The 21,081-nt window shown below is 58.6% G+C and carries 19 protein-coding genes and 1 tRNA gene; 16 read left to right on the top strand and 4 right to left on the bottom strand.

The window, feature by feature from the left end:
• Window positions 1–161: 161 nt before the first annotated feature.
• Together QBL02_RS05400 and QBL02_RS05395 are read right to left on the bottom strand one after the other, a co-directional pair.
• Window positions 162–234, bottom strand: a tRNA-Lys gene (locus QBL02_RS05400).
• A 223-nt stretch (window positions 235–457) separates the two neighbouring features.
• Window positions 458–718: a hypothetical protein gene (locus QBL02_RS05395; RefSeq protein WP_282725368.1), complete on the bottom strand. Its 261-nt coding sequence runs from the start codon at window positions 716–718 to the stop codon at window positions 458–460.
• A gap of 102 nt (window positions 719–820) precedes the next feature.
• On the opposite strand from QBL02_RS05395, the gene QBL02_RS05390 reads away from it, so the two are divergent.
• The 9 genes from QBL02_RS05390 (at window position 821) to QBL02_RS05350 (ending at window position 11,702) form a co-directional block, all read left to right on the top strand.
• A complete protein-coding gene (locus QBL02_RS05390) occupies window positions 821–1,051 on the top strand; it encodes a hypothetical protein (protein WP_282725367.1) in 231 nt (76 codons plus the stop codon).
• Between the two features lie 154 nt (window positions 1,052–1,205).
• Window positions 1,206–3,122 (top strand): hypothetical protein, encoded by a 1,917-nt coding sequence (locus QBL02_RS05385; RefSeq protein ID WP_282725366.1) that lies wholly within the window; start codon window positions 1,206–1,208, stop codon window positions 3,120–3,122.
• Between the two features lie 108 nt (window positions 3,123–3,230).
• Entirely contained in the window at window positions 3,231–4,922 is a 1,692-nt protein-coding gene (gene ilvD, locus QBL02_RS05380; RefSeq protein ID WP_282725365.1) for a dihydroxy-acid dehydratase, read from the top strand.
• A 90-nt stretch (window positions 4,923–5,012) separates the two neighbouring features.
• Entirely contained in the window at window positions 5,013–6,803 is a 1,791-nt protein-coding gene (locus QBL02_RS05375; RefSeq protein ID WP_282725363.1) for an acetolactate synthase large subunit, read from the top strand.
• A 3-nt stretch (window positions 6,804–6,806) separates the two neighbouring features.
• A complete protein-coding gene (ilvN, locus tag QBL02_RS05370) occupies window positions 6,807–7,316 on the top strand; it encodes an acetolactate synthase small subunit (RefSeq protein WP_282725362.1) in 510 nt (169 codons plus the stop codon).
• A gap of 189 nt (window positions 7,317–7,505) precedes the next feature.
• Window positions 7,506–8,531, top strand: coding sequence for a ketol-acid reductoisomerase (gene ilvC / locus QBL02_RS05365; protein ID WP_282725361.1), 1,026 nt, complete (start codon window positions 7,506–7,508; stop codon window positions 8,529–8,531).
• 242 nt (window positions 8,532–8,773) lie between these two features.
• The gene (locus QBL02_RS05360) at window positions 8,774–9,970 is read left to right on the top strand and encodes an SPFH domain-containing protein (protein ID WP_282725360.1); all 1,197 of its coding nucleotides are present in this window, start codon (window positions 8,774–8,776) and stop codon (window positions 9,968–9,970) included.
• 32 nt (window positions 9,971–10,002) lie between these two features.
• Complete coding sequence (locus QBL02_RS05355; protein ID WP_282725359.1) at window positions 10,003–11,391, top strand: TFIIB-type zinc ribbon-containing protein; 1,389 nt, start codon at window positions 10,003–10,005, stop codon at window positions 11,389–11,391.
• 2 nt (window positions 11,392–11,393) lie between these two features.
• Window positions 11,394–11,702: a hypothetical protein gene (locus tag QBL02_RS05350; RefSeq protein WP_282725358.1), complete on the top strand. Its 309-nt coding sequence runs from the start codon at window positions 11,394–11,396 to the stop codon at window positions 11,700–11,702.
• A gap of 58 nt (window positions 11,703–11,760) precedes the next feature.
• On the opposite strand, the gene QBL02_RS05345 is transcribed toward QBL02_RS05350, so the two are convergent.
• Window positions 11,761–12,627 carry a hypothetical protein gene (locus tag QBL02_RS05345; RefSeq protein ID WP_282725357.1) on the bottom strand — a complete coding sequence of 289 codons (867 nt, stop codon included), beginning with the start codon at window positions 12,625–12,627 and terminating at the stop codon, window positions 11,761–11,763.
• 93 nt (window positions 12,628–12,720) lie between these two features.
• Here QBL02_RS05345 and QBL02_RS05340 point away from each other — a divergent pair, with 93 nt between their 5' ends.
• From QBL02_RS05340 to serA, 3 genes are all read left to right on the top strand, one after another.
• Entirely contained in the window at window positions 12,721–13,194 is a 474-nt protein-coding gene (locus QBL02_RS05340; RefSeq protein ID WP_282725356.1) for a hypothetical protein, read from the top strand.
• Window positions 13,194–13,514 (top strand): hypothetical protein, encoded by a 321-nt coding sequence (locus tag QBL02_RS05335; protein ID WP_282725355.1) that lies wholly within the window; start codon window positions 13,194–13,196, stop codon window positions 13,512–13,514. Before QBL02_RS05340 ends, QBL02_RS05335 begins: the two co-directional genes overlap by 1 nt.
• Window positions 13,515–13,599: 85 nt before the next feature.
• Complete coding sequence (gene serA, locus QBL02_RS05330) at window positions 13,600–15,192, top strand: phosphoglycerate dehydrogenase (RefSeq protein WP_282725354.1); 1,593 nt, start codon at window positions 13,600–13,602, stop codon at window positions 15,190–15,192.
• Between the two features lie 52 nt (window positions 15,193–15,244).
• Here the strand turns inward: serA and QBL02_RS05325 are convergent, their stop codons facing one another.
• Complete coding sequence (locus tag QBL02_RS05325) at window positions 15,245–15,586, bottom strand: hypothetical protein (RefSeq protein WP_282725353.1); 342 nt, start codon at window positions 15,584–15,586, stop codon at window positions 15,245–15,247.
• 276 nt (window positions 15,587–15,862) lie between these two features.
• On the opposite strand from QBL02_RS05325, the gene QBL02_RS05320 reads away from it, so the two are divergent.
• From QBL02_RS05320 to QBL02_RS05305, 4 genes are all read left to right on the top strand, one after another.
• Window positions 15,863–18,142 (top strand): polyribonucleotide nucleotidyltransferase, encoded by a 2,280-nt coding sequence (locus QBL02_RS05320; RefSeq protein WP_282725352.1) that lies wholly within the window; start codon window positions 15,863–15,865, stop codon window positions 18,140–18,142.
• Between the two features lie 207 nt (window positions 18,143–18,349).
• On the top strand, window positions 18,350–19,780 hold the full coding sequence (locus QBL02_RS05315; RefSeq protein WP_282725351.1) for a pitrilysin family protein: 1,431 nt from the start codon (window positions 18,350–18,352) through the stop codon (window positions 19,778–19,780).
• Between the two features lie 4 nt (window positions 19,781–19,784).
• Window positions 19,785–20,546 carry a 4-hydroxy-tetrahydrodipicolinate reductase gene (dapB, locus tag QBL02_RS05310; RefSeq protein ID WP_282725350.1) on the top strand — a complete coding sequence of 254 codons (762 nt, stop codon included), beginning with the start codon at window positions 19,785–19,787 and terminating at the stop codon, window positions 20,544–20,546.
• Window positions 20,543–20,992, top strand: a complete 450-nt coding sequence (locus tag QBL02_RS05305; protein WP_282725349.1) for a hypothetical protein — start codon at window positions 20,543–20,545, stop codon at window positions 20,990–20,992. Before dapB ends, QBL02_RS05305 begins: the two co-directional genes overlap by 4 nt.
• Window positions 20,993–21,081: the final 89 nt, after the last annotated feature.

The following is a 21,081-nucleotide window of genomic DNA, read 5'->3' as shown; positions in this document are numbered from 1 at the left end:
ATACCGGGCGATCCCGGTAAAGTCAGGCGATTTCGGCGAAGACAGATGAGTCGGGGGTGAGCATTTCCGGCATAGCTCCGGGCATACCGGGAAGATTGCGAGAGTGAGGAGGGCCCCGGAAACAGCAAAAACCCCGGAATCAATGATTCCGGGGCAATCTGTGCGCCCTCACGGGCTCGAACCGTGGACCCGCTGATTAAGAGTCAGCTGCTCTACCAACTGAGCTAAAGGCGCCTGCTGCCGTGCTTGGCAACGGGTTATAACTTAGCACGACTTTTGCGGCGGTGAAAAATCGGCAGGTGTTCACCGGCGCGTCGGCCGAATTTCTCAAGGTATTTCGCCTGCATTCGGCCGTGAGTCGAGCGAAGTTTGGTGCAGTACGTTTAACGCCTGCGTCCCAACAAACGCGCTGAAGTGCTGATGTCAAGCCTCAAGCCTTAAGTGCCGGTGCTGCGGCTTAACCCTTGCGTTGCGCCTTCAACGCCTTTGCTGCCTCGCGCTGCTGACGATCCAACTCTTGAAGCTCTTCTTCGTGGCGCTCGTCGTCGGCCTGCTTCGCCACCCCAGCGATTGCGAGTGCCAATCCGGCTGCCCAGATAACCCAGACAATGTAGCGGCGCCAGTCTTTGGGCATCTGTTGTGTTTGGCGTGCGGTACCAATCGCACCGATCAGTGCACCGATGACGCCCATGTTCGTGAGGTACTTGCCGATAGACATGAATTCAGCCTAGCTCTTCAACGCCCGTAATGTGAGGTAGGCTGCTTGAGGATGTTTTGGGCGAAAGCCCGCAAAACTTTTGGGTGTCAAGAAAGGTCAGCAATGGCGAAGCAGAACGAAGCACTGTTTGAAGAGAGCTCACAGGGCTCGGTCAGCGCGGTTACAGCGCTGGTATTTGTTGTCTCGGCCATTCTGGTCTTCGGTGGCATGTACCTGCTGGGTTGCGCCTTCGAAGCGGAGGCGGCTGACCTTTGGTTCTTCAGCGGCGGCCTCGCTGCGATGTTTGTTGGTCTGATGCTGCCATTTGCTTGGCTGCCAGCGATCGGCAAGTAACTTTCGCGAATCTCTCTGACGTGAGCGTTTTGCTTGCAAGTCTGAGGCGATAATCGAACAACTTTTTGTAGTGCCACTCAATTTTTGAGTGGCACTACTTATGTTTGCGTGGTTCCATTGTGGAGGTTGAGCGTGCCTTCGTAACTTGGTGAGCATGACAGCAACTTTCACTTCTCGTACACGGTGGATCAGTGCAGCTGGACTCGCGGTCGCGCTTTCGTTCACACTCACCCTTGCCGGGCCAGCACAAGCGGTCGCGCCCGTGACTCCGAGTTTTGGGCCGACCGCAGGCGGTAGCAGTGTCACTATTGTGACGCCGCAGGTAGTAGTTGACACCTTTGAAGCTGGCTCCTCGGGTGCCTTTTTTAGAGCAAGTACCGGTGAAGCGTTCAGCTGGGGTGCGAGCGTCTCGCAGCTCAACTCGTCCGTAGATATCGAGTCCCCGATGCCGATGAGCGAACCGGTCGGCGTGAATGTTATCCACTACGGCAGCAGCGGCAGCTTTGCAATGGTGCTTGGCGACGACGGAAACATTTATGCCACTGGTCAGGGCACATTCGGGGAGCTTGGTGACGGAACTTTCGCGGCGCAGACGCTCACTACAGTGCAGATGCCACCCGGCGTGACCGGGTTCACCGAGTTCTCGCTTGGCGATAGTTTCGTGCTCGCTATGGGCGATGACGGTGCGCTATACAGCTGGGGGAAAAACCTCGGAGGCCAGCTTGGTGACGGCAGCACCACCAACAGGGGTGCCCCGGTCGCTGTTACCTTGCCGCTAGGCGTGACCGCTTTTACGCAGTTTGCCGCTGGTGGAAGTACAGCCTATGCCCTTGGCGACGATGGTGTGCTGTATTCCTGGGGACTGAACACTTCCCATCAACTTGGCGCTGGCACGACGTATGATGCGCAACTTTTAGTGACAACGCCCGTTCCAGTCGCGTTACCAGGCGGTACTGTGGTTTCGAAGATTGCGGCCGCCTACAACAACGGATTCGCGCTTGACGAGCAGGGTGTGCTGTATTCATGGGGCTCGGACGCGGCTGGTGCCCTCGGTACTGGTGGGCAATCAGATGCTTCTCAGACGACCACGGTGAGTACTCCGCAAGCCACACTCTTGCCGCCTGGGGTCAACTCCTACAGCGCAATCTCAACTTCGGTCGCATCGGTGTATGTGCTCGGCGACGACTTGCAGTGGTACTCCTGGGGATTCAACCAGTATTTTCAGCTCGACCAAAGTGGTACGAACCGCAGTGTTCCGGGCCTGGTGCCGACGCCGAACGGTGTTGACTTCATTCAAGTGATTGGTGGCGGTTTCACCGCCTACGCGCTCGGTTCAGATGGGCTGCTCTACAGCTGGGGTCTCAATATCAATGGCCAAGCAGGCATCGGAACTGGAGATTATTTTCTGTTGCGTGCGCCTACAAAAGTGCTTTTGCAACATGCTGCGGTCTCGGCAGATTTTGATGGCGTCGCAGCAACTTCAGTAACAAACACCGTTCCTGGACGGTTTACGGCGGTCACACCAGCGCATGTGGCTGGGCAGGTTGATGTCTCCGTTGGTTGGACCCTCAACGGGTTCGCGATGACACCCGTGACCTATCAGAATGGGTTTTTGTACACTGATGTGCCTCCTGAAGGCCCGCAGATCACCATCGGTGGCGCAACTGAGGTCACAATCGCACCAGGTGAAAGCCATACCTTCGCAGTCACGGTAACCGAAGGCGATGCCGAAATTACAGATGAGCCGGTGGTGACTTCACCCGACGGGATCGAATCAGCTGTCACTGTGACTCCAAGCGGCATCATTTTTGACAGCACCGGTCTTGGAGCAGGCACCTATCAGTTCACCGTGAGCTGGACCGACGCAAATGCCATCACTGTTTCACAGTTGTTTACGGTGACCGTGGCGAGCGGAGACGGAAACGAAACCAATCAGGACGGGCGAGACAATCTGTCAAATACTGGCGGCCCAGATCTTGCCTGGCTCGCTGGAACAGGGGCACTTCTCGCACTGCTGGGTGCCTCGATAGTCGCAGGCAACGCGCGTCGCAAGGCCCGGGGTAACGGCTAAGGCTTGTTCGCGGATCGCAGCGGCCGATTGCGCCGCTGCGATCCGCGCCTAGCGCAGCTGTAAGCGGTATACGCCATCAGAATGTGTGACGAGGCTAGACTAATCCTCATGTCAGAGATTGATATGAAGCCTCGCAGTCGCGACGTCACGGACGGCATCGAAAAGGCCGCAGCACGCGGCATGCTGCGTGCAGTCGGCATGGGTGATGAGGACTGGGATAAACCCCAGATCGGTATTGCCAGCTCATGGAACGAAATCACTCCCTGCAACCTGAGCCTTGACCGGCTTGCCCAGGGGGCCAAAGAGGGCGTGCACGCAGGCGGGGGATACCCGCTGCAATTTGGCACGATTTCGGTCAGCGATGGCATTTCAATGGGCCACGAGGGTATGCATTACTCGCTGGTCTCACGCGAGGTCATTGCAGACTCCGTCGAAACAGTGGTCATGGCAGAGCGGCTCGACGGCACGGTGGTGCTCGCCGGTTGCGATAAGTCACTGCCTGGCATGTTGATGGCGGCAGCTCGTCTCGATCTTGCCTCGGTATTTCTCTACGCTGGATCCATCGCGCCCGGCTGGGTGAAGCTCAGCGACGGCACTGAGAAGCAGGTCACCATCATCGACGCTTTTGAAGCGGTCGGTGCGTGCAAGGCCGGCACAATGAGCGAAGAAGACCTGAAGCGGGTCGAGTGCGCTATCGCGCCAGGCGAGGGCGCTTGCGGTGGCATGTACACCGCAAACACGATGGCCTGTGTTGCAGAAGCGCTCGGCATGAGCCTGCCGGGATCGGCGGCCCCACCAAGTGCCGACCGTCGACGCGACTATTTTGCGCACCGTTCGGGCGAGGCGGTAGTGAACATGCTGCGTCTCGGCATCACCGCTCGCGACATTCTGACCCGCAAGGCATTCGAAAACGCGATTGCTGTGGCTATGGTGCTCGGTGGATCCACGAACGCCGTGCTTCACCTGCTCGCAATCGCTCGCGAAGCAGAGGTCGAGTTGACGCTTGACGACTTCACGCGAATCGGTGCAAAAACCCCGCACCTGGCAGACATGAAGCCATTCGGCCAGTACGTCGCCCAGGACTTTGATCGCGTCGGTGGCATGCCCGTGATCATGAAGGCCATGCTCGATGCTGGTTTGCTGCATGGTGACGCGCTCACTGTGACTGGCAAGACAGTTGCTGAGAACCTCGCCGATGTCGACACTCCGCTCGATGGCAAGGTGATTCGTAAGCTTGATGATCCGCTGCACGCAAACGGCGGCCTCACGATTCTGCACGGTAGCCTCGCCGTTGAAGGCGCAGTGGTGAAGACTGCTGGCTTTGACGCTGAGCTGTTTGAGGGCCCTGCGCGGGTGTTTGACCGGGAGCGGGCCGCAATGGATGCGCTCACCGAGGGCAAGATCGGCAAGGGCGATATTGTCGTCATTCGCTACGAGGGCCCTAAGGGTGGCCCCGGTATGCGTGAGATGCTTGCGATCACTGCGGCGATTAAAGGCGCGGGGCTCGGCAAAGATGTACTACTATTGACCGACGGACGATTCTCAGGCGGCACAACCGGACTGTGTATCGGACACATTGCACCAGAGGCTTCAGACGGAGGTCCGATTGCTCTGGTGCGCGACGGTGACCTGATTCGGGTCGATATCGCCGCGAAGACGCTCGACATTCTGGTTGATCCCGCCGAGCTTGAAGCCCGCCGAGCAGCATGGGCTCCGCTTCCTCCTCGCTACACGCGTGGTGTACTGGCTAAGTACGCCAAACTCGTTCGCAGCGCCTCTGAAGGCGCAATCACCGGATAGGTGCGCGTTTCGTTTTACCCGCGATGCGGGAATCATTTACGCCACGCCTGATAGCTACGCGTTCCAGAAATCCAGCACAGAAAGTATGAAATGAACTCGGATACGAGTACTGGGTACCAAGACAAACCTCGAAGCGATCGTATGACAGGAGCACAGGCTGTTCTGCGCAGCCTTGAATTGCTCGGTGTCAGTGATGTCTTTGGACTTCCCGGCGGAGCCGTGCTTCCGCTGTACGATGCGCTGAACGAAGACAATGACCTGCGACACATCTTGGTGCGTCACGAGCAGGGCGGCGGCCATGCCGCCGAGGGCTTTGCCGCGGCAAGCGGCAAGGTTGGTGTCTGCATCGCTACCTCAGGCCCTGGCGCCACCAACCTGGTCACCGCCATTGGCGACGCTTACATGGACTCTGTGCCGCTGCTTGCGATCACCGGCCAGGTGTTCTCGCATTTGATGGGGTCTGACGCTTTCCAAGAGGTCGACATTGTTGGCATCACCATGCCAATCACCAAGCACTCGTTCTTGGTGAAGAAGGCTGAAGATATTCCAAAGGCAATTGCTGCAGCCTACGAGATCGCAAACACTGGCCGCCCAGGCCCAGTGCTTGTTGACATCACGAAGGACGCGCAAGAGGCAGAGTTCGACTTTGTTTGGGATCCACGCGTAGAGCTTTCCGGCTACCGCCCGATCACCAAGGCAAATAGCAAGCAGATTCAGGCAGCAGCCGAACTGATTGCTGAGTCTGAACGCCCGGTCTTCTACATCGGTGGTGGCGTTGGCCGCGCCGGTGCGTCAGAAGAGATGTTGCAACTGGCAGAACTCGTTGGTGCCCCTGTGGTGACGACGCTGATGGCTCGCGGTGTCTTCCCCGACTCGCATCCTCAACATCTCGGCATGCCAGGAATGCACGGCACCGTGCCTGCAGTTCTCGCCCTGCAGGAGTCTGATCTGCTGATCACAATCGGTGCTCGTTTCGATGACCGCGTGACCGGCAAGGCTGCACTCTTTGCGCCCGACGCCAAGGTAATCCATGCCGACATTGATCCCGCAGAGATCGGCAAGATTCGTGCGGCAGATGTGCCAATTGTTGGCGACGCGGGCGAGGTAATCAGCGACCTGATCGCTGCTATCTCCACCTCGAAGATTGGCCGTGATTTTGCCGACATCAGTGCATGGTGGGAGCACCTGCATGATCTGCAGGAGAAGTTCCCGCTCGGCTACGCGCCTACGAGCGATGGACTGCTTGCACCACAGCAGGTGATCCAGCGTATTGGTGAACTTACCGGGCCTGAAGGCATCTATGTTGCAGGTGTTGGCCAGCACCAGATGTGGGCTGCGCAGTTCATTAAGTACGAGCGGCCCAACTCTTGGTTGAACTCGGGCGGTGCGGGCACCATGGGCTACGCGGTTCCGGCTGCCATGGGTGCGAAGGTTGCCGAGCCGGACCGTGTGGTTTGGGCTATCGACGGTGACGGTTGCTTCCAGATGACCAATCAGGAGCTTGCCACCTGCACGGTGAACAACATTCCGATCAAGGTTGCTGTGATCAACAACTCGTCGCTCGGCATGATTCGCCAGTGGCAGACCCTGATCTACGATGGTCGCTACTCGAACTCAGAGCTGAACACCGGTCATGGCACCGCGCGTATTCCCGATTTTGTGAAGCTCGGCGAAGCCTACGGTTGCCTCTCGATTCGTGTTGAGCGCGAAGACCAGATCGACGATGCGATCAAGCTCGCGCTTGAGACCAACGATCGCCCAGTGGTGATCGAGTTCGTCGTGAGCTCGGACTCGATGGTGTGGCCGATGGTTCGCCAGGGCACCAGCAACAGCGATATTCAGTACGCACTCGAACACGCCCCACAGTGGGAGGAGGAGTAAGCCATGAGCCGTCACGTTCTCAGTCTGCTAGTAGAAGACAAGCCAGGCCTGCTCACCCGCGTTGCGGGCCTGTTCGCTCGCCGCGGTTTCAATATTGAATCGCTCGCGGTGGGTCCAACCGAGGTTGCGGGCCTTTCTCGCATCACCGTCGTCGTTGACGAAGATGATGTGCAGATCGAGCAGGTTACCAAGCAGCTCAACAAGCTCGTGAACGTCATCAAGATTGTTGAGCTTGAAGAAGCTCAGTCGGTGCAGCGCGAGCACATGCTGATCAAGGTTCGCGTGGATCACCAGACCCGTTCTCACGTGCTCGAGGCAGTGAATCTGTTCCGTGCCCGCGTTGTTGACGTGGTTACTGATGCGCTCGTTATCGAGGTCACCGGTGACTCCGGCAAGATTCAGGCGTTCCTGCGCGTGCTTGAGCAGTACGGCATTAAGGAAATTGCTCAGTCTGGTCTGATCGCGGTTGGTCGTGGCTCGAAGAGCATGACCGAACGCGTTTACAAGAACTGACGGGCGAAACCCGTCGCCTGCGACCCGCTACACCCGTCCTCCTGCGCGAGCGCAGCGAGTCGCAGGATCAACAACTGAATAGCCAAATTCAGCGCCATACTGAATACGGTGGTCGGTTTCTCGCCGCAAGTGCGACAACCAGATCAAAGATTTACACAAACCAAGAAATAATTACTAAGGAGGCCACCCGTGGCTGAGATGTACTACGACGCTGACGCAGATCTGTCGATCATTCAGGGCAAGAAGGTAGCCGTTGTTGGCTACGGCTCGCAGGGTCACGCACACGCGATGAACCTTCGCGATTCGGGCGTTGAGGTTGTCATCGCGCTCAAGGAGGGCTCGAAGTCGGCTGCAAAGGCTGAAGAGGCCGGCTTCAAGGTGCTCACCGTTGACGCAGCTGCTGAGTGGGCCGACCTGATCATGATCCTCGCTCCGGATCAGCACCAGCGCAGCATCTACAACGACCAGATCAAGCAGCACATGAAGCCAGGTAAGACCCTTGCTTTCGCTCACGGCTTCAACATTCGCTTCGGCTACATTGAGGCGCCAGAGGGCGTTGACGTGATCCTCGTTGCTCCAAAGGCTCCAGGCCACACTGTGCGTCGCGAGTTTGTTGCTGGCCGCGGTATTCCTGACATCATTGCTGTTGAGGTTGATGCTTCGGGCACCGCTTGGGACACCGCAAAGTCGTACGCAAAGGCAATCGGCGGCACCCGCGCTGGCGTTATCAAGACCACCTTCACCGAAGAGACCGAGACCGACCTCTTCGGCGAGCAGGCAGTTCTTTGTGGCGGCACCGCTCAGCTCGTTCAGTACGGTTTCGAGACCCTGACTGAAGCTGGCTACCAGCCAGAGATCGCTTACTTCGAGGTTCTGCACGAGCTGAAGCTCATTGTTGACCTGATGTGGGAGGGCGGCATCGCCAAGCAGCGTTGGAGCGTTTCGGACACCGCTGAGTACGGCGACTACGTTTCGGGCCCACGCGTTATCGATCCGAGTGTCAAGGAGAACATGCAGGCTGTGCTGTCTGACATTCAGACCGGTGCATTCGCAAAGCGCTTCATCGACGATCAGGACAATGGCGGCAAGGAGTTCCTGGAGCTCCGTGCAAAGGCCGAGCAGCACCCAATCGAGACCACCGGTCGCGAGCTGCGCCAGCTTTTCGCATGGAAGCAGGAAGATGCTGACTACGTTGACGGTTCGGCAGCACGCTAAGGCTCGTTCCGCGCACTAGCGTATTTACAAACCCCCGGGGCAGCGCCTCGGGGGTTTGTTGTTGGCTGGGGGATCCAGCGTTGCCCTGAAGCGAATTCTGTATAAGTACGTGAATCACGCGGCCGAAATACTGACTGGCAGCTTTTCCTCGGCAAAATCCCTAGTTTGCAGCGTTTCTGCTCGCTAGGCTGAGAGCAACATTTTGATCACCTGCCATTCGGCAATTCTGTGAGGATGCACACATGGGACTCATTCAGGCAGCAATCGGCGCTCTCGGCGGCACGCTTGCGGATCAGTGGAAAGACTTTTACACCGTGCCGAGCGGTCTTGCACCTACGGCTGCCGTGTTTGCGGCAGTGCAGCAGGGGCAGAACGCCGGTCGAGGTTCGAATACGCGCGGATCAGACGGCGTAATCTCGAACGGCAGCAAGATCCTGGTGCCTGAGGGCTATGGACTGATTCTGTTGCAGGACGGTGCAGTCACCGGTTTTGCGGCAGAAGCCGGTGCCTACGAGTGGAACTCTGAGGCGCAGGATTCGCAGTCAATCTTCGCGGGCAATGGTTTTGTGAGCCCGTTGATCACCACTTCGTGGGAGCGTTTCAAGTTTGGCGGGCGCCCAAGCTCGCAGCAGCGCGCCTACTTCGTGACGCTCAAGGAGCTGCCAAACAACCGTTTCGGCACCCAGTCAGAAATCTACTGGGACGACGCCTACATGAACGCCCAGGTTGGCGCGGTAACCCGAGGCACCTACACGCTCAAGATCATTGATCCGATTCTGTTTGTGAAGAACTACCTGCCAGCGGCGTATCTTGAGCCGGGCCGTGTGTTTGATTTCACTGATATTGAAAATGATGCTGCATCACAGCTGTTCAACGAGGTCGTTGGATCGCTCGCGCCCGCGTTCTCGCTCTACACAAACGATCCTGCGAAGGGCAACCGAATCACCAAGATTCAGCAGGACTCCGTCGGTTTTGCGCAGAGCCTTTCGGCTGCAGTTGAGCAGAACTACCAGTGGTCAACAAACCGTGGCCTGAGCATTGTTAGCACCGCGATTATGGCCATCGAATACGATGAGCCAACCCGCGAACTGCTGAAGAACGTGCAGCGTGCCGATGCACTCTCGGGTGCTCGTGGCAACTCGAACCTGCAGGCTTCTGTGGCGGCAGGTTTTGAGGCAGCTGGCGACAACGCCGGTGCAGGTGGGCTCTTCGGAATGGGCATGGCTGCGAACTCGACCGGACTCGGTGGATTGCAGCAGCCGGTGCCCGGTGTGGGCGCGCAGGGCACCCCGGCGGCTCCTGCCGCTCCGGCAGCGCCTGCTGAGCCTGCCGCAGAAGACCCACTGGCAAAGCTTGCCAAGTTCAAGGAAATGCTTGATGCGGGCCTGATCACACAGGAAGACTACGACGCGGCTAAAGCTAAGGCACTTGGCCTGTAACCGAGAGGGCACACGGAGATGAGCGTGCAACGATGAGCGCGCAACCGCCGTTTGGTGGCCCCGAAGGGCAGCACGAGCCGGTGGTTGCGGACTCTGCCGAGACCGCAGCCACCGCGGCAGCATCCGCAACGCCTGCGGCTCCCTCGCAGGGGACAGCACCCGCTGACGGTGCAGCACCCACTGCGGCGCATGCGCAGCCAGCGGAACCGGACGGTTCTGCCGCGACGCTGGGCGATCCAACGCTAAATGACGAGAACGGCGAGGTTCGTACCCAAAACCAGCGACTTGGAGACGGCATTAACCGCTGCCCAAGGTGCGGTTCGACTGAGATTCAGCTTCGCCCTTCGACCGGCATGCTGATCTGTCTGTTTTGCCGCTACGAATGGTCTGAGCAGACCGTTGAGGGCAAGATCTTTGACGAGACCCCGCTTTCTGAGCTGCGCGGCACGACAGTCGGCAGCGGTGCGTCGCAGATCAATGCCGACCTGGGTGATCTGCTCACACTCAAGTGTGGAGCTTGCGGTTCAGAAGTAGTACTGAACATCGCAAGTGCGATGTCTGCGCGCTGCCACTGGTGCCGCAATCTGCTGACCGTAAACAATCAGGTGCCAAACGGTGCGGTACCAGACGCAGTCTTGCCTTTCTCGCTTACCCACGAGCAGGCTGTCGAAGCGATTCGCGCCTTCGCAGGCAAACGCAAGACCTTCGCCCACCGCAGGTTCGTGCGCGAGTTCAGTCCTGAAAACGTGGTGGGTGTGTATCTGCCGTACCTCGTGGTTGACGGCAACGCAAGCGCCGATGTTTGGGGGCACGGCGAGGTGCAAACTGGCAGTTATACGCGGGGCAGTGGCAACGACCAAGAGACGTTCTACAACGCCGATGTTTATCAGGTGAGCAGGCACGTTGATTTCACGGTTGACGACCTGACAATCGAGTCTTCTGCCGAGCGTGCGAACATGGACGTGTTCGTGAACACGAATAACGTGATTAACGCGATTCTGCCGTTTGATACGAAAAATGCGGTTGAGTTCAATGCGAGCTATCTCACGGGTTTCACCTCTGAAAAACGCGATCAGAATGTGGAGACCGTGCGCCCAGAACTCGAGAGTCAGATGCTCTCGATTGCGCGGTCAGAAGTGCATAAGTCGGTGGCGGGATATGACCGAGGCGTGCGCTGGGACTACGAGAAGCTTGAGGTTCACGGCACCCGATGGGTCTCAATGTATCTCCCCGTGTGGCTGTATTCGTACTATCACGAAGAAGGCGGCAAAGGCATGGTCCACTACATCGCGGTGAATGGTCGCACCGGTGAAACCATGGGCAGTGTGCCGGTTTCGCGTGCACGACTCTTGGCTGCTGCACTGACCACGGGCACGATTATTGAGGCGATTGTGATTGCATTTTTGGTGGTGACGGCGTGAGCATGATCTGGCTAATGCAAGCGGTGACGCTGGTGAACACATTTCTGGCCGAATCGAACGCGCAAGATGAAGACGGTGGAGGTTGGCTGCTGCTTGCCGGCCCCGCCGCTGGTGTTGCGCTCTACGGAATGCTGTTTCGGTATTACCGCAATACCGATAAGTCGCACAATTTCGAGCGCGAGACCGTGATTGAGTCGCAACCGGTCACCGGGAACGACAACAAAGTTGACGAGGTGCACGGCACCAAGCGCAAGAAGATCGATGGCAACAACGTCAGTTCGTATCGCGAGCGAGTGCAGCGGGTCGAATAGTTTCTGAGATTGTGTGGCGCCGGTTTTGCCCGGGCGCCACACAATGACGCATGAGCTATTACTCGGCGGTTTCGGCTTCGGTTTCGTTCTCTTCGCTTGTCGTTGCTTCGGTCTCTTCGTTGACTGGCTGAGTGAGACCGAGGTTTACCGCGTCAACCTGCTCCTGGGTGTAACCGCAGTATTTCACTGCTTCGCTTTCCCAGCGCTGAGTGAGTCGGTCTTTACCTGCAGCGTGCGCGTCAGCGACAGTGCCAACGTAGATTTGGCCGTCTTTCGACTCCTTGTTCACGTCTGGCACAGCATCGCAGACGTGAAACACCTTGCCGCCCTTGACCCAGACAACTTCATCTTTGCCGGTGAGCTGCACCATGATGTTTTCTTCTTCGGCGTACTGCTCTTGCGACGGTGGGCTGTAGTCTGCGCCGAACGCGAATACTGCGATAGCGGCAACCACTACGCCGATTGATCCGGCAATAGCTTTCTGCTTGCCGTCCATGTCTTTGTTCATGAAGATCAGAATGATCAATGGCAAAAACGCTACGACTGACATGATTGCGCCGAGTTGGTTCTGCACGAAAAATCGAACAGTGTCTTTTTTCGACGCTGGATCGAGACGGTTTGCTTTCTTCCAGAACACGGAGCCTACGCTCGCGAAAATACCGGTGAGTACGATGCCGCCGATAAGTAGCCACATATTGGCAGTGTCACTGCGCTCAGCCCACTGACGCAGTACCCAGAAAATGAGCACCGCTTCTGTTGCGATCGCTAGCAGCCAGCCGATCCAAGCGAAGATGCGCAGTTTGTTCGCCTGGCCTTTGGCTTCTTCGTTGGGTTTCCAGACAGGGGTATCGGGGGATCCGTCTGGCTGCGAGGCAGCAGGCTCGACCCTGACGACTTTCTTCTTGGGTGTTGCATCGTCAGACATGGTGCTCCTTCTATGGCGCATAAGTGTCGGAAATTCTGTTGGTAAGTGTAGCTCGGATCGTCGTCTCAGGCAGGCTGGAATAGTCTTGTACTTATGGTCAAAGACAACGAGCAATCCGCTCGCGAAAGCTCGATAGCGAGTGGTTGGACGGTCGAAGGGCAGGCCGAAGCGGCCAAAGCCTCTGCCGTTCCCGTTGAAGATTCTGTAGGCGATGCGGTTGATGCCGCAAACGGTGAGGCCGTAGCAGGTGAGGGGCGCGCGCAGCTGTCGAATGTGGCGCTCGTGCTGCTCGGGCTGCTTGGCGGTCTCTATCTGCTGTTCATGTACGTTTGGTTTAGCTGGGCAGGCGCGGTTGCCGCGACCAACGCGGCAGTTGTTGACACCAGTGGCTCGCTTGGCGGCGCGTTGCAGCAAGTTATTTACTACCTCGCTCCATTTGCGCCAGCTTTCTGGTTTATTACGGTTCTTGTGCTGTGCCGTGGCGCCAAGGTCTCGCGCATGCTGATCTGGCTGCTGATCGGCCTCGTGCTGCTGGTACCGCTGCCGATGTTCGGGGGAATGTTCTAATGGCGAAAACAATCACCGGATGGGTGCTGTTTGCCGTGATCACCGGACTCTACGTTTTTATGGTGATCGCCGCAATCGGAAATATGACGCAGCTGCCAGAAATGGCGAGCCAGCTCGGACTTGAACTGAATCCCGCTGGCTGGTTCTGGCTGTGGTTTGGTGTGTGCCTACCTCCCGTAGGTTTCTTGGTCGCGCTGCTTGCGGGCATCAAACGCAAGGGCAGCGCAAGACTGCTGTTGCTTGCAACCGGTCTCTCTGTTGTCGCAGCGATTCAGCTTGAAGTCTCGCTGATCATTCCGCCGACTTCGTTCTTCATGTGAGGCTTGCAGTAAGCGAGCACTAGTAGAGTGGTGGGGTGCGCGAATCCGTGCACCCCACCACTCGTTCTCGGAGGAATATTTCCTAATGCCCGCGCCGGTCGTGCTACTCGCAGAAGAACTTTCACCCGCTACGATCGCCGCTCTTGGCCCGGACTTCGACGTGCGCAACGTCGATGGCACGGATCGTGCGGCGCTCCGTGACGCGCTTGCCAACGCCGATGCTGTGCTCGTGCGCTCGGCAACTCAGATTGACGAAGAAGCGCTGAGCTGGGCTCCTCAGCTCAAGGTCATCGCCCGCGCTGGAGTGGGCCTTGACAACGTTGACATCAAGGCTGCAACGCAGGCCGGTGTCATGGTCGTTAACGCACCAACCTCGAACATCATCAGTGCGGCAGAGCTTACTGTCTCGCACATCCTTGGCCTCGCCCGTCACTTGCAGCGTGCCCACGGCTCGCTCAGCGCGGGTGAGTGGAAGCGATCCTCGTTCACCGGAACCGAGCTGTACGAAAAGACGATCGGTATCGTCGGACTCGGCCGCATCGGTGCCCTTGTCGCGGAGCGTCTGCGCGGCTTCGGCGTTGACATCATCGCGTACGACCCATACATTCCGGCCGCTCGTGCCGCACAGCTCGGTGCCGAGCTGGTCGAACTCGACGAGCTGGTTGCACGCGCCGACTTCCTCACCATTCACATGCCACGCACCCCGGAGACGCTCGGCATGATCGGTGAAGCTCAGCTCAAGGCGATGAAGCCAACCGCATACGTGGTGAACGTTGCCCGCGGCGGTCTGATTGACGAAGAAGCCCTGGTTGCTGCTCTTGACGCTGGTGAGATTGCTGGCGCTGCACTCGACGTGTTCGTGCAGGAGCCGCCGAAAGACACTGTGCTCACCGCGCACCCGAAGATTAACGTCACACCGCACCTTGGCGCTTCGACCGAAGAAGCTCAGGAGAAGGCCGGTATCTCGGTTGCAAAGTCGGTTCGCCTCGCGCTCGCGGGCGAGCTGGTGCCAGATGCCGTGAACGTTGCCGGTGGCACCATCAACGAGTACGTGAAGCCCGGCCTGCCGCTCACCGAAAAGCTCGGCCAGATTTTTGCGGGTCTCGCTGCTGGCCCAATCACTTCACTCGACGTTGAGGTGCACGGCGAACTGAGCGAGCACAATGTGCAGGTATTGCGTCTAGCTGCGCTCAAGGGCCTGTTCTCGCAGGTTGTTAGCGAGCCGGTTTCGTACGTGAACGCTCCGCTTATCGCAGAGCAGCGCGGGGTTGAGGTTCGTTTCAGCGTCGACGCCGCTTCAGAGAGCTACCGCAACGTGATCACGCTGCGCGGCACCACTGCAGAGGGCCACCAGCTTTCGGTGTCGGGCACTCTGACCGGGCCAAAGCAGGTTGAAAAGATTATCGAGATCAACGGTTACGACCTTGAGCTGCCAATCAGCGAGCACCTCGTTATCTTCAGCTACGAGGATCGCCCAGGCATCGTCGCCGCCTACGGTGGGCTGCTTGGTGACGCCGGTGTGAACATCGCCGGTCTGCAGATCGCTCGTGACGCTAAGAAGGGCACTGCGCTCTCAGTGCTCTCGGTTGACTCTGCTGTACCAGCAGACGTGATCGAGCAGCTTGGTGCAGCAATCGGTGCTGACGTGCTGCGCACAGTAGACGTCGTAGAGCTATAAGTTCTGATTGAACGAACTCAATCTAACGATCCGAGTGAGGCGCAATGTTGCCTCACTCGGATCGTTTGGTTTTTGTGCGTGCTGCCAGATAAAAGACAATGCTGGCGATGATTACCGAAAGAATCCCACCAGCAGCGAGGTAAAGGCCATCCCACTGCTCAAGATAGGTGGTGAGTAGCGGGTGTTTGAGCTGCGTTGCAGCGTCGAACTCCCACCACCGATTTGAAGCCAGGTAACTGCCGCGACTCCAGCCACCAGATGCGTGCGGGGTTCCACCGAGACGCTCAGCGAGGTACGGACGAAGTGTTTGATTGAGTACCGCGGCGAGCGCAATAGGCAAAGCGATCAAGGCGATTGTCGCGACGTTGCCGAGTGCGGGGGAGAGACGGCGCATGATTCGAGTGTACGTGCCGCGCGGTGACACAAAGACACGGGCGTTTCTGGGCCTGGACTGGTAGCCTTGTGGTGTGGACGTGTGCTTTTGCAGCCGTGTCTGCATCAACGATGAACCGAGCACGCTGGCGGGCTGGTCTTCGGTGGTGGGTTTCTCTGAGCCGCAATTGTGACGCACGCAGAGCAGTCTTCTACTGAACATCAGCATCCACGACCGAGCGCAGCATTCGCTTCGCGGTCGGGACTGCCGAGTGCTCACGTGAGTAAAGGAGATCCCGTGGAGGGTCCTGAAATCAAGTTCGCCGAGGCTGTCCTCGACAACGGTAAGTACGGAAAGCGCACCGTTCGCTTCGAAACTGGCCGTCTTGCACAGCAGGCACAGGGTGCTGTTGCTGCATACCTCGACGAAGAAACCATGCTGCTTAGCGCTACCAGCGCCTCGAAGCAGCCGAAGGAGCACTTCGACTTCTTCCCACTGACCGTTGACGTTGAAGAGCGCTCATACGCTGCCGGCAAGATTCCCGGTTCGTTCTTCCGTCGCGAAGGTCGCCCATCGACCGAGGCGATCCTGGTTTGCCGTCTGATCGACCGCCCACTGCGCCCGTCGTTCGTTGATGGCCTCCGCAACGAGGTGCAGATCGTTGTCACCGTGCTCTCGATCGCACCAGGCGAGTACTACGACGCTCTTGCAATCAACGCGGCTTCGGCTTCGACTCAGATCTCGGGTCTGCCATTCTCGGGCCCAATCGCAGGCGTTCGCCTCGCGCTGATCCCTGGTATCGCAGGCGCTGCGGACCAGTGGGTTGCATTCCCGAACGTTGAGCAGGTTGGCGAAGCTGTCTTCGACCTGATGGTTGCTGGCCGCGTTGTGAAGAACGCTGACGGCAGCGAAGATGTCGCAATCATGATGGTTGAGGCTGAAGCTACCGAGGGTTCTTGGAACCTGATCAAGGCTGGCGCTACGAAGCCTGACGAGGCTGTTGTGGCTCAGGGCCTCGAAGCTTCGAAGCCTTTCATCTCGCAGCTGGTCAAGGCTCAGGAGCAGCTCGCTGCTCAGTCGGCTAAGGAAATTGCAGACTACCCAGTCTTCATGCCTTACACCGATGAGGTTTACGCAGCAGTTGAGGCTCTTGCAGAGACCGAGCTTGGCATCATCTACCAGATCGCTGACAAGATCGAGCGCCAGGATGCAGACGATGCACTCAAGGCTCGCGTCAAGGAAGCTATCGCTGCAAAGGTCGAGGCTGGCGAACTGCCTGCTGAAGCCGGCGACCAGGTTTCGGCTGCATACAAGTCGGTGACCAAAAAGGTTGTGCGCGGTCGCGTACTGACCGAGGGTGCACGTATCGACGGTCGTCCGCTCGACAAGGTTCGCGCGCTCGACGCAGAGGTTCAGGTTATTCCTCGCGTGCACGGCTCGGCTATCTTCCAGCGCGGCGAGACCCAGATCATGGGTGTCACCACGCTGAACATGCTGAAGATGGAGCAGCAGATCGACTCGCTGTCGCCAACGACCAGCAAGCGCTACATGCACCACTACAACTTCCCGCCATACTCGACCGGTGAGACCGGCCGTGTTGGTAGCCCGAAGCGTCGCGAAATCGGCCACGGCTTCTTGGCAGAGCGTGCACTCGTGCCAGTGCTGCCAAGCCGCGAGGAGTTCCCATACGCTATCCGCCAGGTCAGTGAGGCTCTGGGTTCGAACGGCTCGACCTCGATGGGTTCGGTTTGTGCTTCGACTCTGTCGCTGCTGAACGCTGGTGTGCCACTGCGTGCCGCAGTTGCCGGTATCGCAATGGGTCTCGTTTCTGACGAGGTCAACGGCGAGCGTCGCTACAAGGCTCTCACCGATATCCTCGGTGCTGAGGACGCGCTCGGCGACATGGACTTCAAGGTCGCTGGTACCTCGGAGTTTGTGACTGCACTGCAGCTCGACACCAAGCTCGACGGCATCCCTTCAGACGTGCTGACCGGTGCACTCGCACAGGCGAAGCAGGCTCGTACCGAGATCCTCGACTTCATGGCTCGCGCTATTGATACCCCAGATGAGATGGCTCCAACCGCTCCTCGCGTGATCACCGTCAACATTCCTGTTGACAAGATCGGTGAGCTGATCGGTCCTAAGGGCAAGACCATCAACGGTATTCAGGACGAGACCGGCGCAGAGATCTCGATCGATGACGACGGCACCGTCTACATCGGCGCTACCGACGGCCCATCGGCTGAGGCTGCACGTGCACAGGTCAACGCAATCGCAAACCCACAGAACCCTGAGGTTGGCGAGCAGTACCTTGGCACGGTTGTGAAGAACGCAGCGTTTGGCGCATTCGTGTCGCTGCTTCCAGGCAAGGACGGCCTGCTGCACATCAGCGAGGTTCGTAAGCTCGCCGGTGGCAAGCGTATCGAGTCGGTTGACGATGTGCTCTCGATCGGTCAGAAGATCCTCGTGAAGATCACGAAGGTTGACGATCGTGGCAAGCTCTCGCTCGAGCCAGTGCTCGAAGAGGCTGCTGCAGAGGCAACTGAGGCACCAGCCGAAGAGGCAGCCGCCGAGTAACTCTCGCAAGAAAAACACCCCTGCACGCCACGCCGCGTGCGGGGGTGTTTTCTGTTCTGGCGATGCGATCCACCGCGCGCTGCTTCACCGAGATCGCGTGCTTTCACCGAGATACACCCCTATTTCCCGTAAAAACCAGTGTGTTTCGGTGAGAGGAGGCGATCTCGACGGAGGTATCTCGCATGGGCGAGCCAGTAGGGTAGAGGCGTGCCAGAACCGTTGATTCTTCCCCTTGACCAGCCCGAACTCGAAGCCGATCTTGGCGGAGCGCTGATGCGGCGCACCGTACACCCGAGCGGGCTTCGTGTGCTCACCGAACACATGCCGGGTTCGCGCTCGGCGACGATTGGTTTCTGGGTGGGCATCGGCTCGCGCGACGAGCAGGCTGAACGCGGCGATGCGCCCGGCAGTCTCGGCAGCACCCACTTTCTTGAGCACCTACTGTTCAAGGGCACTCCCACGCGCAACGCCTACGAAATTGCGACCAGTTTCGATCGAATTGGCGCCGAAAATAACGCGCTGACCGCGAAAGAATACACGTGCTACTACGCGAAGGTACGCGATGTTGATCTTGATGGTGCGGTAGAAACTCTCGCCGATATGGTCACCAACTCGGTGATCGACGAGGGCGAGTTCGAGACCGAACGCGGCGTCATTCTCGAAGAGCTCGCAATGGCAGCTGACGACCTCTCCGATGTTGCGAACGAGCGCTTTTTTGAGGCAGTACTCGGCGCTCACCCGCTGGGCCGACCCATCGGCGGCAACCCAGACACGATTCGTGCGGCACGCCGCGACGATGTGATGGCGCACTACTTCGCTCAGTATGACCCGTCGACGCTTGTTATCGCTGCCGCGGGCGCGGTGGATCACGACCGCCTCGTAGACCAGGTTGTCGCTGCCCTGAATCTGGCCGGGGGTCGTTGGAACACAAACGAGAACCGGGCACCGAAGCGCAGGGCAGTTGCGTCGGTCGACGAAACGACAGTTGACGGCAGTGCGGCAGGCAGCAGCGTAGACGACAGCAGCGCCGGCAGCAGCAGCGCCTTTGACCAGGCTTCAATTCACCTCATCGAGCGCGAAAGCGAGCAGATCAATCTGATGGTCGGCACGAGTGCGCTTCGCGCTGGCGATCCACGACGTTTCGCGTTTGGCATGATGAACTCGGTGCTTGGCGGCGGCATGTCGAGCCGACTCTTCCAAGAAATTCGTGAGAAGCGTGGGCTGGCCTACACGGCGTATTCGTTTGGCGCGAGCTACAGCGACGGGGGAGTCTTCGGCATTTACGCAGGCACCATGCCTGAAAAGGCAGGGCAGGTGCTCGAACTGGCGCGCGAAGAACTGCAGAAGGTTGCCGCCGATGGCATTACCGAAGACGAGCGCGACCGCGCCCTCGGTCAGATCGCTGGATCATCGGCGCTTGCGCTTGAAGACAGTGACACCCGTATGGGGCGTCTTGCCCGTGCAGAGCTCGGTAACGGCGAGCTGTTCACGCTTGATACTTCACTGGCCCGATTCGACGCGGTAACGAGCGACGATATTCGCAAGATCGCCGCGTTCGTGGCTGCTGGCGAGCAGAGTGTGGTTGCTGTTGGCGATGTTTCGCGCAGCGCCTTCGCAAATACGGCAGGGGTACGCTAAACGCATGAGTGACACCGCAACAAGCCCTACAACGGTTGCCGTAACCGGGGCAACTGGCCGACTCGGGTCTTTCGTCTGTGACGTTATCGAGGCACACCCAGACTTTCAGCTGGTAGCTCGCCTGACAAGCGCCTCTGGCGAGAACGAGGGCGCTCAGGCACAAGTGCTTTTCGACGTTACCCACCCGCAGGTGTCGCCAGAGATTGTGCGGCGCGCGCTCGATCGTGGGCAGCGAGTGATCGTCGGAACGAGTGGCTGGTCAGCTGAAAAGCTTGACGAGCTGCAAGACTTCGTTGCGGCCAAGCCCGGAGCTGCTGCTCTCGTTGTGCCGAATTTCTCGCTTGGCTCGGTGCTAGGCACAATGCTTGCAACTATCGCGGCGAAACACTTCGACAGTATTGAGATCATTGAAGCCCATCACGCGGGCAAGATTGATTCGCCGAGCGGCACGGCTGTTCGCACGGCTGAACTGATTGCGGCTGCCAAGGGCGGTGCTGGTGTTGAGGCTCCGTTTGCTGATCAGGCGGCACGCGGCCAGCTGGTTGCAGGGGTGCCGGTGCACAGCCTGCGCATGCAGGGTGTGATTGCTCGCCAAGAGGTACGTTTTGGGGGAGCCGGCGAGGAGCTGGTGGTGACGCACGTGACCCATTCGAAAGACTCCTATCAGGCGGGTATTCGCGCTGCGCTTGAAGCTATTGGCACTCTTGAGGGGCTCGTGGTTGGGCTTGAGCATGTGCTTGGTTTAGGGACGGTGGATCGCGCATGAGTGCAAGAACCCGGGCCATTATTGGCGTATCGATCATGAGCGTGCTGCTCGTGCTCTACTTTGTGTTTGCTGGCGTGCGCGCATTTGCGCTGCTCGGCTCTGGCACGCCGATCGCGATTGCGATGGGCGTGGCGCTGATTGTGCTGCCACTCATTGGCGCGTGGGCGCTTGCTCGCGAGCTGATGTTCGGGTTTCGTTCTACGGCGATTGTTGATCAGCTTGATGCCGAAGGTTTACTGCCAGATGATCTTGGTTTGGCGGGGCCAACGGGCAAGCCAGACCGTGAGGTTGCTGACTCGGTGTTTGATCACTATCGCGCCGAAACTGAGGCAGATCCAGAGAGCTGGCGGGCCTGGGCACGCCTCGGTCTGGTCTACGACGCATGTGGCGACCGTTCGCGGGCTAGAAGGGCGATTCGGTCAGCAATTTCGCTAAAACGCGACTAAATTCGTAGGTAATATTCCGTTCATTAGACGTTTTCATCTTCCGCGACTACAATCGGGCAGGTTACACAGTCTGAGAAACGGAGCAGATG

Origin of the sequence: Leucobacter sp. UT-8R-CII-1-4 (assembly GCF_030010235.1) — a bacterium.
GTDB lineage: Bacteria > Actinomycetota > Actinomycetes > Actinomycetales > Microbacteriaceae > Leucobacter.
The sequence above is the reverse complement of the archived record's forward strand: the minus strand, read 5'-3'. Positions and strand labels throughout refer to the sequence as shown.